This is a genomic window from Natrialbaceae archaeon AArc-T1-2 (assembly GCF_030273315.1).
GTDB lineage: Archaea > Halobacteriota > Halobacteria > Halobacteriales > Natrialbaceae > Tc-Br11-E2g1.
Window position 1 is genome coordinate 1,191,807 of the sequence record NZ_CP127174.1, and the last position, 20,157, is coordinate 1,211,963.

The 20,157-nt window shown below is 65.5% G+C and carries 22 protein-coding genes; 9 read left to right on the forward strand and 13 right to left on the reverse strand.

The annotated features are described in order from the left end of the window. Positions 1-597 precede the first annotated feature (597 nt). The 3 genes from QQ977_RS06090 (at position 598) to QQ977_RS06100 (ending at position 1,560) form a co-directional block, all read left to right on the forward strand. A complete protein-coding gene (locus QQ977_RS06090; RefSeq protein ID WP_285928207.1) occupies positions 598-753 on the forward strand; it encodes a YHS domain-containing protein in 156 nt (51 codons plus the stop codon). Between the two features lie 139 nt (positions 754-892). Further along, entirely contained in the window at positions 893-1,270 is a 378-nt protein-coding gene (locus tag QQ977_RS06095; RefSeq protein ID WP_285928208.1) for a winged helix-turn-helix domain-containing protein, read from the forward strand. Then, complete coding sequence (locus tag QQ977_RS06100; protein WP_285928209.1) at positions 1,267-1,560, forward strand: DUF7521 family protein; 294 nt, start codon at positions 1,267-1,269, stop codon at positions 1,558-1,560. The genes QQ977_RS06095 and QQ977_RS06100 overlap by 4 nt, the downstream gene beginning before the upstream one ends. Before the next feature lie 51 nt (positions 1,561-1,611). Here the strand turns inward: QQ977_RS06100 and lpdA are convergent, their stop codons facing one another. The 8 genes from lpdA to QQ977_RS06140 all read right to left on the reverse strand — a co-directional run bounded on the left by lpdA (position 1,612) and on the right by QQ977_RS06140 (position 10,598). Then, on the reverse strand, positions 1,612-3,072 hold the full coding sequence (gene lpdA / locus QQ977_RS06105) for a dihydrolipoyl dehydrogenase (RefSeq protein WP_285928210.1): 1,461 nt from the start codon (positions 3,070-3,072) through the stop codon (positions 1,612-1,614). Between the two features lie 96 nt (positions 3,073-3,168). Next, positions 3,169-4,686 carry a dihydrolipoamide acetyltransferase family protein gene (locus QQ977_RS06110; RefSeq protein ID WP_285928211.1) on the reverse strand — a complete coding sequence of 506 codons (1,518 nt, stop codon included), beginning with the start codon at positions 4,684-4,686 and terminating at the stop codon, positions 3,169-3,171. Next, positions 4,686-5,672, reverse strand: coding sequence for an alpha-ketoacid dehydrogenase subunit beta (locus tag QQ977_RS06115; protein ID WP_285928212.1), 987 nt, complete (start codon positions 5,670-5,672; stop codon positions 4,686-4,688). The genes QQ977_RS06110 and QQ977_RS06115 overlap by 1 nt, the downstream gene beginning before the upstream one ends. A gap of 4 nt (positions 5,673-5,676) precedes the next feature. Further along, positions 5,677-6,789 (reverse strand): pyruvate dehydrogenase (acetyl-transferring) E1 component subunit alpha, encoded by a 1,113-nt coding sequence (pdhA, locus tag QQ977_RS06120; protein WP_285928213.1) that lies wholly within the window; start codon positions 6,787-6,789, stop codon positions 5,677-5,679. Between the two features lie 236 nt (positions 6,790-7,025). Then, entirely contained in the window at positions 7,026-7,832 is an 807-nt protein-coding gene (locus tag QQ977_RS06125; RefSeq protein ID WP_285928214.1) for a phosphate ABC transporter ATP-binding protein, read from the reverse strand. Beyond that, positions 7,829-8,689 (reverse strand): PstA family ABC transporter permease, encoded by an 861-nt coding sequence (locus QQ977_RS06130; RefSeq protein ID WP_285928215.1) that lies wholly within the window; start codon positions 8,687-8,689, stop codon positions 7,829-7,831. Before QQ977_RS06130 ends, QQ977_RS06125 begins: the two co-directional genes overlap by 4 nt. Beyond that, positions 8,689-9,624 (reverse strand): phosphate ABC transporter permease subunit PstC, encoded by a 936-nt coding sequence (gene pstC / locus QQ977_RS06135; RefSeq protein ID WP_285928216.1) that lies wholly within the window; start codon positions 9,622-9,624, stop codon positions 8,689-8,691. Before pstC ends, QQ977_RS06130 begins: the two co-directional genes overlap by 1 nt. A 2-nt stretch (positions 9,625-9,626) precedes the next feature. Next, a complete protein-coding gene (locus tag QQ977_RS06140) occupies positions 9,627-10,598 on the reverse strand; it encodes a PstS family phosphate ABC transporter substrate-binding protein (protein WP_285928217.1) in 972 nt (323 codons plus the stop codon). 420 nt (positions 10,599-11,018) lie between these two features. Between QQ977_RS06140 and QQ977_RS06145 the strand changes: the two genes are divergently transcribed. From QQ977_RS06145 to QQ977_RS06160, 4 genes are read left to right on the forward strand one after another with little or no spacing between them, the layout of a single operon-like run. Further along, positions 11,019-11,930 carry a substrate-binding domain-containing protein gene (locus tag QQ977_RS06145; RefSeq protein ID WP_285928218.1) on the forward strand — a complete coding sequence of 304 codons (912 nt, stop codon included), beginning with the start codon at positions 11,019-11,021 and terminating at the stop codon, positions 11,928-11,930. A 33-nt stretch (positions 11,931-11,963) separates the two neighbouring features. Then, entirely contained in the window at positions 11,964-12,680 is a 717-nt protein-coding gene (locus QQ977_RS06150) for an ABC transporter permease (protein WP_285928219.1), read from the forward strand. Further along, the gene (locus tag QQ977_RS06155) at positions 12,677-13,447 is read left to right on the forward strand and encodes an amino acid ABC transporter ATP-binding protein (RefSeq protein WP_285928220.1); all 771 of its coding nucleotides are present in this window, start codon (positions 12,677-12,679) and stop codon (positions 13,445-13,447) included. The genes QQ977_RS06150 and QQ977_RS06155 overlap by 4 nt, the downstream gene beginning before the upstream one ends. A 2-nt stretch (positions 13,448-13,449) precedes the next feature. Beyond that, the gene (locus QQ977_RS06160) at positions 13,450-14,151 is read left to right on the forward strand and encodes a TOBE domain-containing protein (RefSeq protein WP_430540844.1); all 702 of its coding nucleotides are present in this window, start codon (positions 13,450-13,452) and stop codon (positions 14,149-14,151) included. Here the strand turns inward: QQ977_RS06160 and QQ977_RS06165 are convergent. The 4 genes from QQ977_RS06165 to QQ977_RS06180 all read right to left on the reverse strand — a co-directional run bounded on the left by QQ977_RS06165 (position 14,148) and on the right by QQ977_RS06180 (position 16,986). Continuing rightward, positions 14,148-14,330, reverse strand: a complete 183-nt coding sequence (locus tag QQ977_RS06165) for a DUF7501 family protein (protein WP_285928221.1) — start codon at positions 14,328-14,330, stop codon at positions 14,148-14,150. The genes QQ977_RS06160 and QQ977_RS06165 overlap by 4 nt on opposite strands. 165 nt (positions 14,331-14,495) lie before the next feature. Then, positions 14,496-14,753, reverse strand: coding sequence for a PLD nuclease N-terminal domain-containing protein (locus QQ977_RS06170; RefSeq protein ID WP_345783357.1), 258 nt, complete (start codon positions 14,751-14,753; stop codon positions 14,496-14,498). Positions 14,754-14,844: 91 nt separating this feature from the next. After that, the gene (locus QQ977_RS06175; RefSeq protein ID WP_285928222.1) at positions 14,845-15,666 is read right to left on the reverse strand and encodes an SDR family oxidoreductase; all 822 of its coding nucleotides are present in this window, start codon (positions 15,664-15,666) and stop codon (positions 14,845-14,847) included. Between the two features lie 138 nt (positions 15,667-15,804). Further along, complete coding sequence (locus QQ977_RS06180) at positions 15,805-16,986, reverse strand: thiolase family protein (protein ID WP_285928223.1); 1,182 nt, start codon at positions 16,984-16,986, stop codon at positions 15,805-15,807. Positions 16,987-17,099: 113 nt separating this feature from the next. On the opposite strand from QQ977_RS06180, the gene QQ977_RS06185 reads away from it, so the two are divergent. Continuing rightward, a complete protein-coding gene (locus QQ977_RS06185) occupies positions 17,100-17,702 on the forward strand; it encodes a DUF5806 family protein (RefSeq protein WP_285928224.1) in 603 nt (200 codons plus the stop codon). A gap of 17 nt (positions 17,703-17,719) precedes the next feature. Here QQ977_RS06185 and glmM read toward each other — a convergent pair whose 3' ends face one another. After that, positions 17,720-19,078: a phosphoglucosamine mutase gene (gene glmM / locus QQ977_RS06190; protein ID WP_285928225.1), complete on the reverse strand. Its 1,359-nt coding sequence runs from the start codon at positions 19,076-19,078 to the stop codon at positions 17,720-17,722. 128 nt (positions 19,079-19,206) lie between these two features. Between glmM and QQ977_RS06195 the strand changes: the two genes are divergently transcribed. Continuing rightward, positions 19,207-20,157: an HVO_0234 family beta-propeller protein gene (locus QQ977_RS06195; protein WP_285928226.1), complete on the forward strand. Its 951-nt coding sequence runs from the start codon at positions 19,207-19,209 to the stop codon at positions 20,155-20,157.

The following is a 20,157-nucleotide window of genomic DNA, read 5'->3' on the forward strand; positions in this document are numbered from 1 at the left end:
GGAAGACCGCAGGGGTAGGATCCTCATTTCCTTCGGACGTAATCGTACGCTTCGAGGAGTACTTAACCCCTTCGAAGCGCACCGTCCGTGCCGACGGGGCTGATGCCCCGTCGATCACGCATCGTTGCGTTTTCATCCCAACGCCCTCGAACACTTAAGGGCATCGGATCATCCACCACCTGGAAGTCGGCCCAGGTGACGGGATCGCGTATCCGGTCGAAATTGCCCTGGGTATATAAGGGCGTCGTCTCCGTCCAACCGGGTCGTGCTCGAGTCGGCGTGGAATGCGTTTCCTACCTCCGCACCGGGAACGGTCGGAGGACGTGACGATCGTCGCCACGTTGTGTGCATTCGGTTCGAGGTGGGGTGGATATATAAAGCCGTCGAACGAATCCATCATCGGATCCCGGTACCATGGGACGATTCTCCACGTGGGATGCCGTCTCGAGCACTGATAAAGCCGCGACGGCCGTCGACGCGGTCCGTCGCGCACGGGCCGCGACGCTGCCGATTTCCCAAACGGAAATACGCCGAGTTGCAAACGCTGGCAGTGGCCGGCCAAACTGGTTTTTCCTGCCGTCGGGTACGTCGTGTTCGATGGTAACCGATCCAGTGTGCGGGCGTGACGTGAATCCGAACGAAACCGAAATCCAGTCCGAACGCGACGGAGAGATGTACTACTTCTGTTCGATCGATTGCCGGGAAGCGTTCGGGCAGGAGCCAGAACGGTATACGAACGGACAAAACGGGTGACCGGCAACGACGGCTGTGAGTCGTGTACAACTTACAGCCGGTGGGGTACTGTTCTCGGCAACGCAGTCAGCTCTGAGATGGCTGTGGTGTTTCTCGCCATCGATGGCTCTAAATCAACCGCGTGAAAAGTAGCGCACGAATGGTCCGGGACTCGATCGCTTCGGAGTCGGCACCGTCGGCGGCGGAGATCTGCTCCGCGCTCGACGATCCCGACTGTCGGGAGATCATCCGGAATCTCGACGAACCAATGACTGCCGCTGAACTCACCTCACACTGTGACATTCCACAATCGACACTGTATCGGAAGCTCGAGTTACTGACCGACGCGACGCTGCTCGAGGAGTCGACCGAGATCCGAAAGGACGGCCACCACGCGAGCAAGTACGCGGTCGCCTTCGAGGAGGTGACGATCGTTCTCGAGGACGATCAGTCGCTCGCAGTCAAGATCGAACGGCCGGCCCGGACGGCAGAGGAACGGCTCGCAGAGCTGTGGTCTGAGGTGCGAAAGGAAACATGAGTCCAGACACCATCGGAATGGAAGCCGCGATCGCTCTGACCGTCGTGAAGACGCTCGTGTTGATCGTCGGCGGAATCATCACCTACTTCTCGTTCAAGGCGTATCGGCGGACACGACAGCGAGCGCTCGGGTATCTGGCGACGGGCTTTGGGATCGTCACGCTCGGACTGGTGATTGCGGGATTCGCCCACGAGTTGCTCAACGTGCCGCTTGCAATCGGGATCCTGATCGAGAGTCTGCTCGTGCTCGTCGGCTTCGTCATCATCGCATACTCGCTGTACGTACAGTAATCGATCGGCCGTCGATCACGGGTCTCGGTTCGGCGCCGCCTCACCCTGCCCTTAGCGATTCAGCGTGTGAATCGCTCGACCGAGGGCGTTCTCTGCGGCTTCCATCACCGACTCCGAGAGTGTGGGATGGGTGTGAACGGTGGCAGCGACGTCCTCGAGGGTCGCACCGAGTTCGATCGCGAGCCCGAGTTCGGCGATCAGTTCCGACGCCTCGGGGCCGACGATCTGGGCACCGAGGACGAAGCCGTCGTCCGCCTCGGCGACGATCCTGACGAATCCGTCAGTGTGACCGGTCGTCAAGGCGCGGCCGCTGGCTCGGAACGGGAACTCGCCGACGACGGTCTCGAAGCCCTGCTCGGTGGCCTCGGTTTCGGTCATTCCGACGGTGCCGATCTCGGGCTCGGTGAAGACCGCGGCGGGCATCGCCTGGTGGTCGAGCGCCGCGGGTTCGCCGGCGATCACCGCCGCGGCGACCTGGCCCTCGACCATGCCGGTGTGAGCGAGCATCGGCTCGCCGGCGACGTCACCGACGGCGTAGATATCGTCGACGTTCGTCCGCGTGCGGTCGTCGACCTCGATGAAGCCGCGGTCGTCGGTCTCGACGCCAACGGTCTCGAGGTCGAGCGTGTCAGAGACCGGTTCGCGACCGACGGCGACGAGAACCTTCTCGGCGTCGACCTCGAGCGAGTCGGTCTCGGCGTCGAGTTCACCGCCGTCGGCTGCGGTCTCCTCGGCAGGATCGGCGACGACGCGGATGCCGTCGTCTCGTTCGTGCCAGCTCGAGGCGGTGTAGCCGAACTGGAAGTCGACGCCGAGTTCCTCGGCGCGGTTTCTGACCGGTCGCGCGAGGTCGTCGTCGTAGCCGGGCAGGACGTCCTCGAGCATCTCGACGACGGTGACGTCGGTGCCGAGTTTGGCGAAGACGCCGGCGAGTTCCATCCCGATGTAGCCTGCACCGACGACGACGAGCGAGTCGGGAACCGACTCGAGTGCGAGTGCCTGTTTGGAATCGAGGACCGGATCGTCGGCGAAATCGAAGTTCGGAATCTCGATCGGACGCGAGCCCGTCGCGACGATCGCGTGTTCGAACGAGAGCGTTTCGCTGCCCTGGCCGTCGCCGTCGTGAGAGAGCCGGACGGTGTCCTCGCCGGCGAAGCGTGCGGTTCCCTCGAGCAGGGAGACGCCGTTTGCCTTGCAGAGTTTCTCGACGCCGGAGGTGAGCTGGGAGACGACGTCGTCTTTCCAGCCGACCATTCCCGCGAGGTCGACGGCGGGATCGGCGTGGATCCCCATCTCCTCGGCGGTGGCGGCCTCGTGGGCGACGTTCGTGGCGGAGATCAACGCCTTCGAGGGGATACAGCCGTGGTTCAGGCAGGTCCCGCCGTAGGCGTCCTTTTCGACGAGCGTGACGTCCAGATCGAGCTGGCCGGCACGGATCGCGGCGGCGTAGCCTGCAGGCCCCGCACCGATTACCAGTACGTCAGTTCCAGTCGTAACGTCCCCGACGACCATACTCGTCTTTCGCCGAGCCGACGTATAAGTACCCTCCTCCAGCCGTCGGGCGTGTCGGTGAACACGAACGTTACGAGCGGGTTCGAAACCCGAACGTCACTGCAACAGGAGCAGTTCGGGGTCCTCGAGGTACGCCATCACCGCGTTGGTAAAGCGTGCGCCGACCGCGCCGTCGATCAGCCGGTGGTCGAACGACAGCGACAGCGTCATCACCGACCGGGGCTCGATCGACTCGGTCCCATCCTCGTCGGTGACGACGCGGGGTTTGCGTTTGATCTCGCCGATCGCGAGGATGCCCGACTCGGGGTAGTTGAGAATCGGCGTGGCGTACTCGCCGCCGATGCCGCCGACGTTCGTCACCGTGAACGTCGAGCCCTGCAGTTCCTCGGGGGAGATCGTTCGCTCGCGGGCTTTCTCGACGAGTTCGTTCATCTCCGAGGCGAGCTGGAGCAGCCCCTTCCGGTCGACGTCCTCGACGACGGGCACCATCAACCCGACGTCGGTCGCGGTCGCGACGCCGACGTTGTAGTAGTCGCGGTAGACGATCTCCTCGGCGTCGTCGTCGAGCACGGCGTTCATCTCGGGAAACTCCGCTAACGCGGCGACCACCGCCTTCATGATAAACGGCATGTACGTCAGGGTGATTCCCTGCTCGTCGGCCCTCGCGGCGAGGCGCTCTCGAGTCGCGACGAGGTCGGTGACGTCGACTTCGTCGTGGTGGGTGACGTGTGGGGCAGAGTACTTCGACTCGACCATCGCGTCGGCGATCCGCTTGCGGACGCCACGAAACGGCTCGCGTCGTTCCCCACGCTCTGTGTCGGCCGCCGCCTCGAGAGCCTCGACGTCCGCCTCCTGAGCCTGCTTCTGGGCGTCGGCGTACGCCATCACCGCCTCCGGCGTGACGAACGGTTCGCCGTCGCGTTCCTCGGCCGCCGGGACGGCGTCGATGTCGACGCCTGCTTCCTCGGCGATCCGACGCGTCGCCGGCGCGGCGAGGGTCCGATCGCGGTCAGCCGACTCGAGCGTCGGTTGCTGGCCGGTCTCGTTCTCGTCCGTCGCCGGTTCGTCGGTCGGTGCGGGCTCGGGCTCGGATTCGTGTTCGAGTTCTGACTCGCCGTCGTCGGCCGCCGTCGCTGGCTCCGCACTCGCGTCGACGGCTGCACGAACGTCTCCCTCCGTGATCCGGCCGCCGGGGCCGCTGCCCTCGAGCGTCGCGAGGTCGACGCCCTCCTCGCGAGCCAGTCTTCGAACGCGCGGGGGCGCGAAGACGCGTCCGCCGGGCGTGGTGACCCCCCCGGTCTCGTCGTCGGCTTCGTCGGAGCGTTCCTCGGCGTCGGCCTCGACCGCCTCGTCGGCGTCGCCTTCGGCCTCCCCGTCGGCGACGTCGTAGGTGACGAACAGGTCGCCGACGGGGACGACGTCGCCTTCCGCCCAGTGGAGTTCCTGGACGGTACCGTCGACGGGCGAGGGAACCTCGACGAGTGCCTTGTCGGTCTCGACCTCGGCGACGGGCTGGTCTTCGCTCACCACCTCGCCCTCGGCGACGAGCCAGGAGACCAGTTCGCCCTCGGCGACGCCCTCACCGACGTCGGGGAGGTGAAACTCACGAACCATCAGAAGTTCACCGCCTCGCGGATGCCGTCTTTGATGCGGGCCGGCTCGGGCAGGTAGTAGTCTTCGAGTGCGTACAGCGGGAACGGCGTGTCGAAGCCGGTGATACGTTTGACCGGGGCCTCCTGGTACAGCAGGGCCTCCTCCTGGATTGTCGCGGTAATCTCGCCGGCGAGCCCGCCGGTCTTGGGGGCCTCGTGGACGACTGCGGCACGACCGGTCTTTTTGAACGAGTCGACGATGGCGTCGGTGTCAAGCGGCGACAGTGTCCGGAGATCGACGACCTCGACGTCGATTTCGCCCGCGAGGTCGTCGGCAGCCGAAAGCGTCGGCCGGGTCATCGCTCCCCAGGTGAACACCGAGACGTCCGCGCCTTCGCGTCTGACCGCGGCCTCGCCGAGGGGAATCTCGTAGGACTCGCTCGGGACCTCTTCGCGGAACGCCCGGTAGATGAGCTTGGGCTCGAGAAAGACCACCGGGTCCGGATCGCGGATCGCGCTCGTCAACAACCCCTTCGTGTCGGACGGCGTCGAGGGGACGACGACCTTGAGGCCGGGCTGGTGGACGAAGAAGGCCTCCGTCGACTCGGAGTGGTGTTCGGGCGCGCGGATGCCACCGCCGTAGGGGGCGCGGACGACCATCGGACAGGTGTATCGTCCGCGCGAGCGCGTCCGCAGCCGGGCCGCGTGCGAGACGAGCTGGTCGAACGCGGGGTAGATAAAGCCCATGAACTGGATTTCCGGGACCGGCCGGAGGCCGTAGGCGGCCATCCCGATCGCGGTGCCGACGATGCCGGACTCGGCGAGTGGCGTGTCGATCACTCGCTCCTCGCCGAACTCCTCGTAGAGACCCTCCGTCGCCCGGAAGACGCCGCCGTTTTTCCCGACGTCCTCGCCCATCACGAGGACGTCCTCGTCACGTTCCATCTCTGCGTGGAGTCCGTCCCGAACCGCTTGTACGAGCGTGAGGTTTTCCGTATCCGTAGCCATGATCTTACTCCTCGAGGAGGGCGTCGTCGCCGTGTCGTTCGCGCACCGATTCGAACCACTCGAGTTGTTGCTGTAACCGTTTGGGCATCCCCTCGTAGACGTGTGCGAAGATCTCCTCGGGGACGGGCCGTGTGGAGGCTTCCGCCTCGTCGATCGCGTCGGCGACTGCCTCCTCGACGCGGCGTTCGATCGCGTCGACGCGTTCGTCCTCGAGTATCCCGTTCGACCGCAGGAACGTCTCCAGCCGTGGGATCGGGTCTTTCTGCTTCCAGCGTTCGACCTCCTCGTCGTCGCGATATACCGACGGATCGTCCGCAGTGGTGTGAGCGCCGAAGCGATACTGGACGGCCTCGATGAGCGTCGGTCGAAGCTCGTCCTCGTCGGGATCTTTGGCCTTTGCGATGGCGTCGCGAGTGACCTGATAGACCGCAAGTGGGTCCATCCCGTCGACCTGCACGCCCTCGAAGCCGTAGGCGGTCGCCTTCTGGGCTAAGGTCTCACTCGCCGTCTGGCGTTCCCGGGGAACCGAGATCGCCCACTGGTTGTTGTTACAGAAAAAGACCGCCGGTACGTCGAAGACGCCGGCGAAATTAAGCCCCTCGTGGAAGTCGCCTTCGCTCGTCGCGCCGTCGCCGAAGTAACAGAGGAAGGCGGTGTCGTCCTCGTCTTTGAGTTTCGACGCCCAGGCGGCACCCGTCGCGTGTGGAATCTGGGTCGCGATCGGCACCGCGACGGTGAAGACGTTCGCGTCCTCGGGGATCAGGTTCCCGTCCTCGTGGCCCATCCAATACAGAAGCGTTCGCTTCAGCGACATTCCGCGCACGAGCGCAGCCCCGTGTTCGCGGTAGCTAGGGAAGATCCAGTCGCTGTCCTCGAGTGCGTGGGCGCTGCCGATCTGGGCACCTTCCTGTCCCGACAGCGGCGGATACGTCCCCATCCGGCCCTGACGCTGGAGACTTACCGCGCGCTGATCGAAGTGTCTGGCCAGGCGCATCTGTTCGTACATCTCGACTAACTCGTCCTCCGAGAGGTCCGGCACCGCCGCTCCCTCGAGGACGCGACCGGCGTCGTCGAGTACCTGCACCCGATCGTGGGGATCGCGCTGTAACGTACTCACGGATAGCGGCACCTGTGCATACCCACCTATCTATCGCCTGCGTTATAGGAGTTTCGTAAATACGTTGCTATCAAAGTTATTCTCGCATATACGACGAAGAGTGGAACCACTATGAGTTATAATCACCCACTCGTTTCTGCAACAAGTTTATCAAAGGACGTGTGAACAGTTCTTTCTTCGGGCGATGGCGCGAGTGAACGTGCGTGCGATTCGATCAGTTCTAGGCGGGATCGACCCTAGGCGGGATCGATCGGTGCTGGCGCGACAGCGTCGTGACCGCCGAGGAACTCCCGGACGCGTTCGGTCTCCGGTCGTTCGAAGAACGACTCGGCGTCGTTCGCCTCGACGACCTCGCCGAGATAGAGGAAGACGACGTCGTCGGCGAGCGCTCTCGCTTGGCTCATGCTGTGTGTAACCATGACGATCGTGTACTCCGATTTGAGCGACTCGAGGGTCTCTTCGACGGTCTCGGCCGAGACCGGATCGAGCGCAGAGGTCACCTCGTCACACAGCAAGACGTCCGGTTCGACGGCCAGCGACCGGGCGAGACAGAGCCGCTGGATCTGTCCCCGGGAGAGTTGTGCGCCGGGGGTCTCGAGTCGGTCCGCGACCTCCTCCCAGAGATCGACTTTTCGCAGGGATTGCTCGACGCGCTCGTCGAGTTCGGCGGTGGAGAGGTCGCCGTGGAGTCGCGGGCCGTAGGCGACGTTGTCGTAGATCGACATCGGCAACGGCGTCGGCTCCTGGGGGACGTAGCTGACCCGCCGGCGAATCTCCGGCAGCGGCTCGTCGGTGTCGTAAAGCGGCTGATCGCCGATGTAAACCTCTCCCGAGATGTCGACGGCGGTGTTGATCTCGTGAAGCCGGTTCAACGACTTAAGCAGCGTCGACTTGCCACAGCCCGAGGGACCGATGATGGTCGTCAGGCGGTTCTCGGCGAACGAGACGTCGACGCCTGCAAGCGCCTCGACGTCGCGAGCGCCGGTGTAGGTCAGTGCGAAGTGTTCCGTTCGGATCGCGTTGGTCTCTCGTGGTGTCGTCATGAATATCTCCCTCCTGGTGTGTAGCGTGCGAACCGCCCTGCGAGCAGTTTCGAGACGAGAATCAGCGTCAGGGCGGCCACGATGAGCAGAAACGAGGCCGCGTACGCGTGCGAGCGCACTTCGGCGTTGAACGACGCCGCCTGCTCGAAGATGAGAATCGGCAAGGTCGTCGCCGGTTCGAACGGGCCGGCGGGCATCTGCGTGCTCCGGCCGGCGGTAAAGAGCACCGTCGCGGCGTCGCCGATGCCGCGAGCGAACCCCATGACGACACCCGCGACGACGCCCGGCAGAGCCGCCCGGAGTGTCACGCGAGCCGCCTCGAACCGGGTCGCGCCGAGTCCGTACGTCGCCTCCCTGACCGTGTCGGGAGCCGACCGCAACGCCTCGTCGGCGTATCGCGTGATGATCGGATACTGGAAGATGGCGATTGCGACGATCCCGAAGACGAGACTCGTCTGTGCGCCGACGGCGATGATCACCGTCAGAACGAACACGCCGTAGACGATCGGGGGCGTCCCCCAGAGGACGTTCAGGAACATGTTGATGACGTCCGACGTGCGCTCGCTCGAGTAGTCGCTCTGGAGAAAGACCGCCGTCGAGATCGAAAGCGTCGTCGCGACGACGGTCGCCGGGACGACGATGAAGATGCTTCCCAACACGGCGTGGAGGAATCCGCCGCCGCCGTCGAGCATGTACCGCGACCCAGGCGGCGTTACCGCGACTGCTGGGTCGGTGAGAAACACGCGCCCGCCGCGATAGAGCGTCACGCCGACGACGATCAGAAGCACCGCGACGACGAGCGCGGCGCTTGCACGGGCGAGCAGGCCGAACAGTCGCTGTTCGAGGTATCGGTCCATCAGTACTGCCACCTCCGTTGCAGTCTGCGACGGACGAGCATCGCCCCGACGTTGAACAGCCAGACGATCACGAGTAACAGCAACCCGACGAGAATCAGCGCCGACTGCGTAATCGGGATCGACATCAACTCGCCGAAGTCGTTGACGATCAGCGTCGGCAGCGTCTCGCCCGCGTCGAACGGGCTCTCCGGGACCGCCGTCTGGCCGCCGATGAGCATCGCGGGGACGATCGTCGCACCGAAGACGCGCCCGAAGCCGAGCAGGATCGCCGAGAAGATGCCCGGCCCCGCTGCCCGCAAGAGGACCGTCCGGATCATCTCCCACTTCGTCGCGCCGACGCCGAGTGCCGACTCGCGAAGTTCGTCGGGAAGCGCCTCGAGGGACTCGACCGACAGCGAGATCATGAACGGGGTGACGATGATCGCCATCACCAGACTCACCGTGACGATTCCCAGGCCGATGCTGTGTGTGCCAACCGCCGGCGCGAGGTAGTCGCCGACGAACGGGACGACGACGATCAGTCCGACCAGTCCGAAGACGACCCCCGGGATCGCCGCGAGGACGTCGATGAACGACGCGACGAGAACTTTCGTTCGTCCCTCGGCGTACTCGGCGATGTAGATCGCCGCGAGGATCGCGATCGGCGTCCCCATCGCCATCGAGAGCACGGTGACGTAGATCGTCCCCACGATAGCCGGCAGGAAGCCGAACTCGTTCTGTGCGGGATCCCAGTTCGAGGAGGTCACCATCTCGAGCAGCGAGTGCTCGGAGACGATCGGTATCGACTGCTGGACGAGCGTCAGGACGATCAGTCCGAACAACGCGACGGCGAACAGTCCGGCACCGAGCAGCCAGTAACTGCTTAGCCGTTCGATCAGCAGCCGTCGATCGAGTCCGTTCGACCGGTCGGGTTGGTTCGTGTCAGTCGTCGCCATACTTACGACGCCTCCGCCAGCGCGTCTCGCTGTTGGGCCAGCCGATCGTCCTCGAGCGTGGCGTAGCCGTTCTCTCGAACGTACTCCTGGCCGTCGGTGAGGACCCACTCGACGAACGCCGCGGCCTCCGACTCGAACTCCCCGTTAGCTGCGAGAAACATCTCGCGAGCCGGTGGCGACGGATAGATGCCGTCTTCGACGGCGGCGAGAAACGCGTCGCGAGTCTCGTAGAAGTCCTCCGTCGGCGTAAGCGTCCCGGTTCCCTCGAGATCGAGCGGAACGGGTCGGACGTTCATCTCGAGGTCGCCGGTGTTGAAGTCGTAGACGTAGTTGATGTTGTTCATCGAAATCCCGTGTGCGTCGTTGTCGATCGCTTGCGCGATCTGCTGGTCGCCGTCGAAGTTCCCGTCGGCGAGGTTCTCGAGTTCGTTCTCGGTGTACCCGCCGAGGAACTCGCCCCACTGTTTGTAGGCAGCCGAGGAGTCGGACCGGCCGTAGACGTAGATCGGTTCGTCGACGTCCGCCTCGACGACCTCGCCCCAGTTCGTGACCGTCTTCGTGAAGATCGCCTCGAGGTCGCGCTGGGTGAGACCGTGCTCTCTGAGTTGCTCGTAGACGGGATTGTCGACGTTGACCGTGCCGACGACGGTATCGACGAGCATTGCGACCGCGACCAGTCCCCGATCGAGTTCGTCCGGGTCGGGCGCTCGTCCCATCATAGCGACGTCGACCTGACCGTGCAAGACGTCGGAGACGCCGACGCCAGTGCCGCCGCCGGAGACGTCGATCGAAACGCCGGTCGCCCGTTCGTACTCGTCGGCCCACACCTGCATCATCGGAAGTGGTCCCACGCCGCCTGAGATTCGGATCGCCGAGTCGCCGTTCGAACCGAGACAGCCGGCGAGACCGAGTGCCGAACCGGCTCCGATCGATCCGAGCAACGAGCGCCGCGAGTAGCCACGTTCTAGGGACATTGGTACCAGTCGTTCCATTCCGATTCCGGAGTACTATCCTTTCTTTTCCTCTCAAGACTTGTGGTAAGAACGTGATGGTCGCAATACTTTCCTGAACCGGACAGACAACGCTGCGATCACGAACGAGAGAGAGTACCAATCCAGCCGCCAGAACGCGCGCTTGCGGCCGTTCGGCGCAGTTTACGACGTCACGCGTCACGTCCACGGACGCCGCCGGCGAATATGTTGCCGGTATCTGTATCGACAGACTGCGTCGATCGACCGGGGCGAATGTCAGCCACGAGTGGTTTCGTTACCTCTCGTCACGGGAGTGAATCACGAGACGTGACAGTGACAGCTTCGCTAGTACTCGAATCCCGTAACCAACATACGTTACGTATCGTCGAAAGCTATTTTGCCACGGGCAACGACGATGTGCCCATGTCGATACAACGTCGGGAGGTCGTCGCATCGATCGGGGGTGTCGCGGCAGCCGGACTGGCAGGCTGTCTCGGTGGGGACGATGGCGACGAGGAACGACCCGGCGTCAGCGGCGAGACACTCACACTGACGACGACGACGAGTACCGACGACACGGGGCTGCTCGACGAACTGAACGCGCCCTTCGAGGATCGGTACGGCGTCACCGTCGACGTCGTCGCACAGGGAACCGGAGCCGCCCTCGAGACGGCGAGAAACGGCGACTCAGACGTCGTGATGGTCCACGCCCGCTCGCTCGAGGACGAGTTCATGCGGGAGGGATACGGCGTGAACCGCCGGGACCTGATGTTCAACGACTTCGTGATCGTCGGTGCCGAGGACGATCCGGCGGGTATCGAGGGGATGGAGTCGGCGGCCGACGCGTTCGCCTCGATCGCGGATTCGGAGGCGTCGTTCGTCTCCCGGGGGGACGAATCCGGCACCCACACCAAAGAGCTCGAGGTCTGGGAGGAAGCCGGGATCGATCCCGGCGGTGACTGGTACCAGGAGATCGGCGGCGGGATGGGGGATGCGCTGAACAACGCAACCCAGCAGGGCAGCTACACGCTCTCCGACCGCGGGACGTTTCTCTCCCGGGACGACGACCTGGTGATCCTCGTCCAGGGTCCGATCGAGGACGGTCCGGAACAGCTCTCGAACCCCTACGGGATCGTCGCGGTCAATCCGGCGGCCCACGACCACGTCGTGTACGACCTCGCGATGGCCTACATCGGATTTCTCACGAGCCCCGAGGGTCAGGACCGCATCGAAGCGTACACCGTCGAGGGCGAACAGCTGTTCTTCCCCAGGGCCGTCCCGGAGGATCCGAACTTCCAGCAGTACGTTCCGGAGGACTGGAGCAGTGAGGAGTAACCCCGGCGGAATCCATCGCCACACACGCCAGAAATGACAGTCGACGTCGCAACGATCGATCCCCTGCTCGCCACGTTCCCGTTCGAGTGGAACTACGTCAGGAGCATCGCCCGCGTCTCGCTGTACGTGAGCCTGACCGCGGTCTTCCTGAGCACGCTCGCCAGTCTCCCGATCGCGTTGTTCGTCGGGATGCGGGAGTTTCCCGGCAAGGGGCTGGTGACGGCGCTCATCAACACCGGGATGGGGTTTCCGAGCGTCGTCGTCGGACTCGCCGTGCTCTTTCTCGTCTCGAGTCAGGGACCACTCGGCACGTTCGATCTCGTGTTCACGCCGGAGGCGATGATCATGTCCCAGTTCGTGCTCGCGATGCCGGTGATCACCGGCGTCAGCCTCGCGGCGGTCTCGAGCGTCGACCAGGGCGTCCGTGACGCCGCCTTCGCGATGGGCGGGACGAAACTCGACGTCGCCCTGGTGACGATCAAACAGGCCCGCTACGGCATCGCGACGGCGGTGCTTGCGGGCTTTGGCCGGGCGATCAGCGAGGTCGGGTCGGTGCTGATCGTCGGCGGAAACATCGCCGGTGCCGACGGCACCTCGAAGACCCGCACGCTGACGACCGCGATCCAACTCGAGGCCCGTCAGGGCCGCTTCGAGACGGCGATGTTACTCGGCGCAATCCTGCTCGTCCTCGTGTTGATCGTCAACGGCGTCGTCGTCCGGCTGGGAAGCGACACCGGGAGGATACGATGACGCTTCACGCGGCTGATATCTCCCACGGCTTCGACGGGACGGCCGTCCTCGAGGACGTCACTCTCGGCGTCGAGGGCGGCGAGGTCGTCGCGATCATCGGCCCCTCCGGGGTCGGCAAGACCACGCTGCTTCGTCTGTTCGGACTGTTCGACGAACCCGACGCGGGTACCCTCGAGTACGACGGCGTCGACGTCTGGGACGCCCCCGAGCAGCGACGCCTCGAGCTCCGTCGACGGATCGCCATGGTGTTCCAGGACGCGAACCTCTTCGACGCGAGCGTCAGGCGAAACGTCGAGTACGGCCTCCGGGTGCGCCAGGACTGGCGCGAGCGGCTCCGGCGTGAGGTGGCCGCGCTCGTCGGCAAGCGAAACGGCACGAGCGAGGCCGCCGCGACCGCACTCGAGGTCGTCGGGCTCGAGGACAGTCTCGAGCAAGAGGCCAGCTCGCTATCCGGCGGCGAGGCCCAGCGGGTGGCCTTTGCCCGAGCACTCGCCTACGAGCCGGACGCCCTCCTGCTCGACGAGCCGACGTCGGATCTCGACCCGCGGAACACGGCGGTCATCGAGGAGGCCGTCGGCGAGGCCAGCGACCGGGGGATCGGCGTGGCGATCGCGACCCACGACATGCACCAGGCCAGGCGGATCGCCGACCGAGTCGCGGTGTTGCTCGGGGACGGGATCGTCGAGGCCGGCGAGACCGACCGGGTGTTCGAGCGACCGTCCGACGAGCGAACGAGAAAGTTCATCGACGGCGAACTCGTCTACTGAGTATGGACAGGACGGCAGAGCCGGGACTCGCGGTCGAAGACGTCCGGATCGACGAACGCGACGTCGAGATGCTCGAGGCGATCGATCGCTACGGTTCGATGCATCGGGCCGCCGAGGAACTCGGCCGTTCCTACGCCCGGATCCAGCGTCGCGTCGTCGAACTCGAGGAGGCCGTCGGCCAGTTGACCGAACGCAAACGCGGTGGGACAGACGGCGGCGGAACCGAACTGACCGCGACTGCGACTCGGCTGTGTCGACAGTTCGACCGACTCGAGGCCGAACTCGACGGCGTCGCGTCGGTCACCGAGTCGGTCTTTACGGGCACCGTCGAGTCCCGGACGGGCGAGCTCGCGACGGTCTCGACGTCCGTGGGACCGGTCCGGGCGCTCGTCCCGGCCGAGGCGAGCGAGGTCCAGGTGACCGTTCGCTCGGACGCCGTCGTCCTCACCGACCCGGACGAGACGCCCGACGCCGACGGAACCAGCCTCCGCAACCAGTTCGGCGGGGTCGTCGTCGACGTCGAACCGGGCGAGGCCATCGCCAGGATCCGGATCGCCCTCGCCGACGAGACTGGCAAGCCGGACGGCGTCGACCTCGAGGCGCTCGTGACCCGCGAGAGCCGCGAACGGCTCGCTCTCGAGCCCGGCCGGGAGGTCGTCGCCTCCTTCAAGGCGACGGCCGCGCGAGGGATCGACCTCTCCTAGCCGCTCCACTCGCCGGCCAGATCGCCGGCGACGTTCTCCCGCCAGATCTCGAAGCCGGACGCACAGTCGGGGCTCTCCGCCAGGTGGTCGACGAAGCCGGCACCGGGAGTTGCAAGCGCCGATCCGCAGAACGGACACGTCCCGGGATCGCTCCAGTTCGTAGCAGCGTTAGCTGACATCGTACGCGGGACGTGACCGAACTGGCACAAGAAGCTACCCAATAAACATATAATATACTACCCACGTGATTATATGTCCCTAATATTACTGGAACTGGTTAAGGAGCGAGAGCTCTCGGGACGGAGTTTCTCGAGGACGAGGGCGGTACCGGATTGTGCCGGACACTACTCGTCGTCGTCCCTGCGGGATTCGTGGATGTTGTAGTTGCCACCCGCGTAGGGATCGGTCTCCGGATCGTAGTCGAGTTCGCTTCGCGTGAGGAGATAGAGGAAAAAGCCGAAGATCGGGACGAGCAAGACGATCGCCGTCCACTTCGTCTGCGACAGTCCCACCTTCTCCGAATCGTAGTAAGTGAACCCCGTGAGAGCGGCGTGCCACACCAGCGGAATGCCGACGAGGAGAAGAAGCAACGCGTTGCTCATGGCGTGAAGTACGGCCCCGCCCGATAAACCCGTTGTGCTACGCGGGAGCGGCGGGCGATCCGCGTCGACCCCCTAGCGTGGCATAGCGGTTTCAGAAGAGATGACGCGTCCAGCCGCCGTCGACGTCGATCACGCTTCCGGTAACGTACTCCGCTGCGTCCGAGGAGACGAACGCGACGACCTTCCCGAACGACTCTGGCTCCGTATACCGACCGAGCGCGTGGTCCTCCTCTCCCGTGATGAGCCGGAGGATACCCTGCTCTCGTGCCTCCTCGCGGGTGAGATCCTCGCCGAGCGTTCCGAATCGGTCGCGGCGGTTTCGGACTCGGTCGGTCATGATCCCACGCGGCGTCACGCAGTTGACCCGAACGTCTTCGTCGCCGTACTCTACGGATAGACTCTTCGAAAGGCCGTAGATCCCGGGTCGGATCGTGTTCGCCAGGACGTGGTTTTTCTGTGGCTCTTTCACCGACGTGGCGATGATGTTCGTGATCGCCCCGCCGCCGTCGGTCAGCGCGGGCATCGCCGCCTTGATCGCGATGATCTGGCTCTTCAAGACGGACGTGTAGACGTCGTCGAAGTCCTCGATCGTGGACTCCTCGAAGTTCTGTTCCGGCGGCCCGCCCTTGTTGGTGACGAGAATATCCAGGCCGCCGAGCGTCTCGATCGCGTCCTCGACTCCGGAGGCGATTCCCGCTTCGCTCGAGAGGTCGATGACACGCGTCTCGACGAGGTCGTCACTCGCACCGGTCTCTGCGAGAATCGCCGCTTTCGCCTCGCGTAGATTCTCCTCGCTACTCGAGGTGAGCACCGTCTGTGCCCCCTCCCTGACGAGTTCCGTCGCGGATGCCCGTCCGAGTCCCTTGCTCGCTGCGAGAACGAGCGCCCGTTTGCCGTCTAAGTGCAGCTCCATACCGCTTCGATACCAGAGTTCCAGCTCATTTATAATTTTACGTGGGGGTGATTCCGTCGGTGAGAGCCATCGGTCTGAGACGAACCGCACGAACGGGGCTCGTCTCCGTGAGATCGCATTCGCAGGCTCTTCGAGCGCCTACGGGACCTCGAGTTCGATCGCCGCCCCCTGGCCGAAGCCGACACACAGCGTCGCCAGCCCGCGGCCACCGCCGCGTCGCTCGAGTTCGTGAGCCAGCGTGACGGGCAGGCGCGCGCCCGACGCCCCGAGTGGGTGTCCGATCGCGATCGCACCGCCGTTTACGTTGAACCGGTCAGGGTCGACTCCCAGCTCGTCCCGGCAGTAGACGGTCTGGCTCGCGAACGCCTCGTTTAACTCCACGAGGTCGTAGTCCTCGATCGTACGGCCGGTTCGCTCGAGCAGCCCGCGCGTGGCGGGAACGGGCCCGATACCCATCACGGTCGGATCGACGCCGGCGACCTCGTTCGCGCCGACCTCGGCGACGACCTCGAGGTCGTGGTCGTCGGCGAACGCCTCGCTGGTGACGAGCAAGGCGGCCGCGCCATCTGCGACCTGGGAGGCGTTGCCGGGCGTGACCGTCCCGTCGCTTTTGAAGACCGTCGGCAACCCGGCGAGCGTCTCGCGGTCGGTGTCGGGGCGGATGCCCTCGTCTTCGGTGACGGTGCCGTCGTCGTCGACGGCGTCGCCGTCCGCTCGGTGCGTTCCCGACGCACCGCTGGTCTCGATGGGGACGATCTCGTCGTCGAACCGTCCCTCCTCGGTAGCGGCGGCGGCCCGGCGGTGGCTCTGCAGGGCGTACTCGTCCTGTTGTTCGCGGGAAATGTCGTACTCCTCGGCGACCGTTTCGGCGGTCATCCCCATCTGGAGTTCGCCGACGTTGTACTCCGTCGCCAGTCGTGGGTGCAGGGAAGCGACGCTCTCGCCCATCGGCTGGCGAGTCATGCTCTCGACGCCGCCGGCGATGAGACACTCCCGCTGGCCCGCCCGGATCGCGTCGGCAGCGGAGATAAGCGCCTGCATCGAGGAGGCACACCAGCGGTTGATCGTCGTTCCCGGCACGTCCTCGCCGAGCTCCGAGAGGAGGCAGACGACGCGAGCGAGGTTGTTGTCCTGTTCGTCGCGTTGCTGGGCACAGCCCCACAGCAGGTCGTCGACGTCCGCACCCGAGAGTCCGGTCTCGGCGAGAATCTCGTTGACGAGCGGGATCGAGAGGTCCTCGCTGCGGACGTCCGCGAAGACGCCGTCTTCTTTCCCCTGTGGGGTCCGGACCGCGCGGACGATCACTGGCGTCCGTGACATACCGTACCGAACTATCGTCATCGACTTAAAAACGGGTAGAACGGCGAACGACGCGTCTCGAGTTTACGGCCCCGAGGACAACCCTTATCCCTGACGTTTCGGAATGAGTCCTCATGAACGAGGAGTCGGAGGGAGCGGACAGTTCCGACGGCACACGAACGGGCGACGACCCGATGCCAGGCGTTCCCGATCCCGAGTCCGTCGACGAGGACGAGGCCGAGGGGGTCCCCGGGGACGTCCGCAAGTACGCCCGCTTCACGAAGATGGACGGCGCGGAGTACGACCGGGTTAACGACTTCCTGCGCGATCGAACCTACATCACCGCCCGCGAGTGGGCCATCGCCAGGCTCTGTGCTGACTTTCGGACGGAAACCGGCGTCGAGATGACCAAAATCGGCGAGAACCTGCCCGAGCTGGTCCCGTTCATGACCGACACCTACACGCCACAGGCGGTCAACCAGGCCCGCTCGTCCTTCGAGGAGAAGGTCCGCAAGTCCGGTGCGACCTTCCTCTACGGCGCGATGTGTGATTTCTTCACCGCCGAGGAACTCGACGACGTCATGTACGAGGCCACCGAGGTCGCGAAGTTCTTGCTCGAGGTCGAAGGTGTCGACCTCGACGTCGAGGACGAACTCGAGGCCGAAGAGCGCATCTCGTCGGTGATGCGAGAGGTTCGGGAAGCGAGCAAGGAACTGCGCGAGGAAGAGAACAGCTAGCGGGACAGCAGACCGTATCACGCGTCCGCTTTCGCCTCGAGCAAGGCGTCGTACATGTCACCGGCGAGTGCTGCGGCGCGGTCGCGGTCGCGAGCCTCGGCGTACACCCGCACGAGCGGCTCCGTGCCGGATGGACGAGCGAGTACCCACGCGTCGCCGTAGTCGAGCCGGTAGCCGTCGCGGGTGTTGAGTTCGGCGTCCGCGGCGTGGGCCTGGTTGGCAGCGGCGTCTAACATCGCGTCCCGCTGTGCCGTCGAGTCGTAGCCGACGTTGTGCCGGACGTTGGCGTAGCCGTCGTAGGGAGCGACCAGCTCGCTGACGGGCTGGTCAGCAACGAGTTCGAGAAAGCGCGCGGCGGTGTAGGCACCGTCCCGGGCGAGCCGGTAGCCGGGGAAGAAGACCCCGCCGTTTCCCTCGCCCGCGATCGGGACCGAGCGATCCTCGAGTTCGCGGATGCGGGTGATGATGTTCGTCGATCCGATGGGGGTAAGCTCGAGGTCGGCGCCCACCTCGTCGACGATGTCGACCAGCCGCTGGGAGACGTTGACCGCGGAGACGGTCGTGTCGCCGGCTTCGAGTTCGGCGGCGGCGAGGGCGGCGAGAGCGGCGTCGCCGGAGACGTACTTGCCGCGTTCGTCGACGAAGACGGCCCGATCGGCGTCGCCGTCGTGGGCGATGCCGACGTCGGCGCCGCTTGCACGGACGAGCCGTTCGAGATCGCGGAGGTTGTCCTGGACCGGCTCGGGGTCGCGACCGGGAAAGCGTCCGTCGGCCTGGCCGTTGACGGTGACGACCCGACAGCCCAGTTCCCGGACGAATTCGGGACTGGTCAGCGCGCCCGCCCCGTGGCCGGGATCGAGTGCCACCGTGAGCTCTGCGTCGTCGATCCGGTCCCGGTCGACGGCCGCGAGTAGCTCCTCGAGGTAGGCCCGGCGGACACCCTCGACCTCGCGACTCCGGCCGGTGCCGTCCCAGGGAGCGACGTCGACCGTCTCCGCCAGTAAGGTCTCTTCGATCCGCTCGAGGTCGCGAACCCCGAGTTCGACGCCGTCGGAACCGACGAGCTTGACGCCGTTGTACTGCGGCGGGTTGTGTGAGGCGGTGACGATCATCGCGGGCACGCCCTCTCGATCGGCGTACGCCTGTGCTGCCGGCGTCGGGACGGTTCCCAGCCGATCGACGTCGGCACCCGTACTCGCCAGCCCGCTGGCAGCTGCGTCGGCGAGCATCCGCCCGGTGAGCCGCGTATCCCGAGCGAGCGCGACCCGATCGTGCCCCCAGGCCGTCCCCGCGGCCGTCGCCACCCGCAGGACGAACTCGGGGGTCAGTTCCTCGTTCGCGACGCCCCGCGTCCCGCTCGAGCCGAACACTTCCATCGACTCCTACTCGGGAGGGAATCCCCAAAGGGATTCCGGACGAACGCGATCGTAGACGCCGTCGAGCCGAACTCGCGTCCCGGCTCGTCGTCGGAACGCTTTCGAATGGCGCGGACGAGTCCAAACGTATGCTCTCTATCGAAGAGAAACGCGTCTACGACGACCGAACGGGCGTGACGGAAGCGTACGTCGCCTCCGGTATCGGCGTCTGCTGGGTCCGGATCTCCGAGGAGATCGTCGGCGAGTTCGGCCTCGTCACACGTTGTAGCGCCCGCGACGTCGCCGTTACGGCCGAGGCCGTCGCCGTCGCGACAGACGAGGACGTGCTGGTGTTCGAAGACGAGCGTGTTGACAGCACCACAGCGGGCACTGCCCGCGAGGACGGCACCACAGCGGGCACTGCCCGCGAGGACGGCACCACAGCGGGCACTGCCCGCGAGGACGGCACCACAGCGGGCACCGCCCGCGAGGACGGCTTCACCGCGACCGGCTTCGGCCCCGCCGTCGCCGTCGGCTACGACGACTCGAGTCTCCTCGCTGTCGCCCCGTCGGGACGCGTCGCACGCTTTCGGGACGGGGTGTGGACGGACCTCGAGTCGCCGGCCGACCTCGCGGTACGAGCGATCGATCGCGACCTGTTCGCGACCGACGACGGCATCTACCGAGTCCACGGCGGCGCGCTCGTACACGCCGGCCTCGAAGCCGCCCGCGACGTCTCCGCGCCGGGTGTCCCCCTCGCGGCGACCGACGACGGTCTCTACAAGCTGGGCAACGGCTGGATGCGCGAACGCGAGGGGCGGTTCGACGCCGTCGCGGCAGATCCCCGGCTGGAGCCGGGCAGCCTCGAGCGGGCGTACGCGGCTTCGGGGACGACGGTTCTCGCACACGGCGAGGACGCGTGGGAACCGCTCGAGGCGACTCCCGAGCCGGTCGTCGACGTCGGGTACGGCGAGACGGTCTACGCCGTCACCGGATCCGGGACGTTCCTCGCGGCGGGCCAGGACGGCTGGCGCTCCCGGGCGCTCGGGCTGACCGACGTCACGGGACTCGCCGTGTCGGCCCCGATCGACGGCGTCTGA

Bases quoted from the DNA above. Each gene is read 5' to 3' on its own strand.
- QQ977_RS06090 (WP_285928207.1), top strand. From the start codon at position 598: ATGGTAACCGATCCAGTGTGCGGGCGTGACGTGAATCCGAACGAAACC.
- QQ977_RS06095 (WP_285928208.1), top strand. From the start codon at position 893: ATGGTCCGGGACTCGATCGCTTCGGAGTCGGCACCGTCGGCGGCGGAG.
- QQ977_RS06100 (WP_285928209.1), top strand. From the start codon at position 1,267: ATGAGTCCAGACACCATCGGAATGGAAGCCGCGATCGCTCTGACCGTC.
- lpdA (WP_285928210.1), bottom strand. From the start codon at position 3,072: ATGGTCGTCGGGGACGTTACGACTGGAACTGACGTACTGGTAATCGGT.
- QQ977_RS06110 (WP_285928211.1), bottom strand. From the start codon at position 4,686: ATGGTTCGTGAGTTTCACCTCCCCGACGTCGGTGAGGGCGTCGCCGAG.
- QQ977_RS06115 (WP_285928212.1), bottom strand. From the start codon at position 5,672: ATGGCTACGGATACGGAAAACCTCACGCTCGTACAAGCGGTTCGGGAC.
- QQ977_RS06125 (WP_285928214.1), bottom strand. From the start codon at position 7,832: ATGACGACACCACGAGAGACCAACGCGATCCGAACGGAACACTTCGCA.
- QQ977_RS06130 (WP_285928215.1), bottom strand. From the start codon at position 8,689: ATGGACCGATACCTCGAACAGCGACTGTTCGGCCTGCTCGCCCGTGCA.
- pstC (WP_285928216.1), bottom strand. From the start codon at position 9,624: ATGGCGACGACTGACACGAACCAACCCGACCGGTCGAACGGACTCGAT.
- QQ977_RS06140 (WP_285928217.1), bottom strand. From the start codon at position 10,598: ATGTCCCTAGAACGTGGCTACTCGCGGCGCTCGTTGCTCGGATCGATC.
- QQ977_RS06145 (WP_285928218.1), top strand. From the start codon at position 11,019: ATGTCGATACAACGTCGGGAGGTCGTCGCATCGATCGGGGGTGTCGCG.
- QQ977_RS06150 (WP_285928219.1), top strand. From the start codon at position 11,964: ATGACAGTCGACGTCGCAACGATCGATCCCCTGCTCGCCACGTTCCCG.
- QQ977_RS06155 (WP_285928220.1), top strand. From the start codon at position 12,677: ATGACGCTTCACGCGGCTGATATCTCCCACGGCTTCGACGGGACGGCC.
- QQ977_RS06160 (WP_430540844.1), top strand. From the start codon at position 13,450: ATGGACAGGACGGCAGAGCCGGGACTCGCGGTCGAAGACGTCCGGATC.
- QQ977_RS06165 (WP_285928221.1), bottom strand. From the start codon at position 14,330: ATGTCAGCTAACGCTGCTACGAACTGGAGCGATCCCGGGACGTGTCCG.
- QQ977_RS06170 (WP_345783357.1), bottom strand. From the start codon at position 14,753: ATGAGCAACGCGTTGCTTCTTCTCCTCGTCGGCATTCCGCTGGTGTGG.
- QQ977_RS06175 (WP_285928222.1), bottom strand. From the start codon at position 15,666: ATGGAGCTGCACTTAGACGGCAAACGGGCGCTCGTTCTCGCAGCGAGC.
- QQ977_RS06180 (WP_285928223.1), bottom strand. From the start codon at position 16,986: ATGTCACGGACGCCAGTGATCGTCCGCGCGGTCCGGACCCCACAGGGG.
- QQ977_RS06185 (WP_285928224.1), top strand. From the start codon at position 17,100: ATGAACGAGGAGTCGGAGGGAGCGGACAGTTCCGACGGCACACGAACG.
- glmM (WP_285928225.1), bottom strand. From the start codon at position 19,078: ATGGAAGTGTTCGGCTCGAGCGGGACGCGGGGCGTCGCGAACGAGGAA.
- QQ977_RS06195 (WP_285928226.1), top strand. From the start codon at position 19,207: ATGCTCTCTATCGAAGAGAAACGCGTCTACGACGACCGAACGGGCGTG.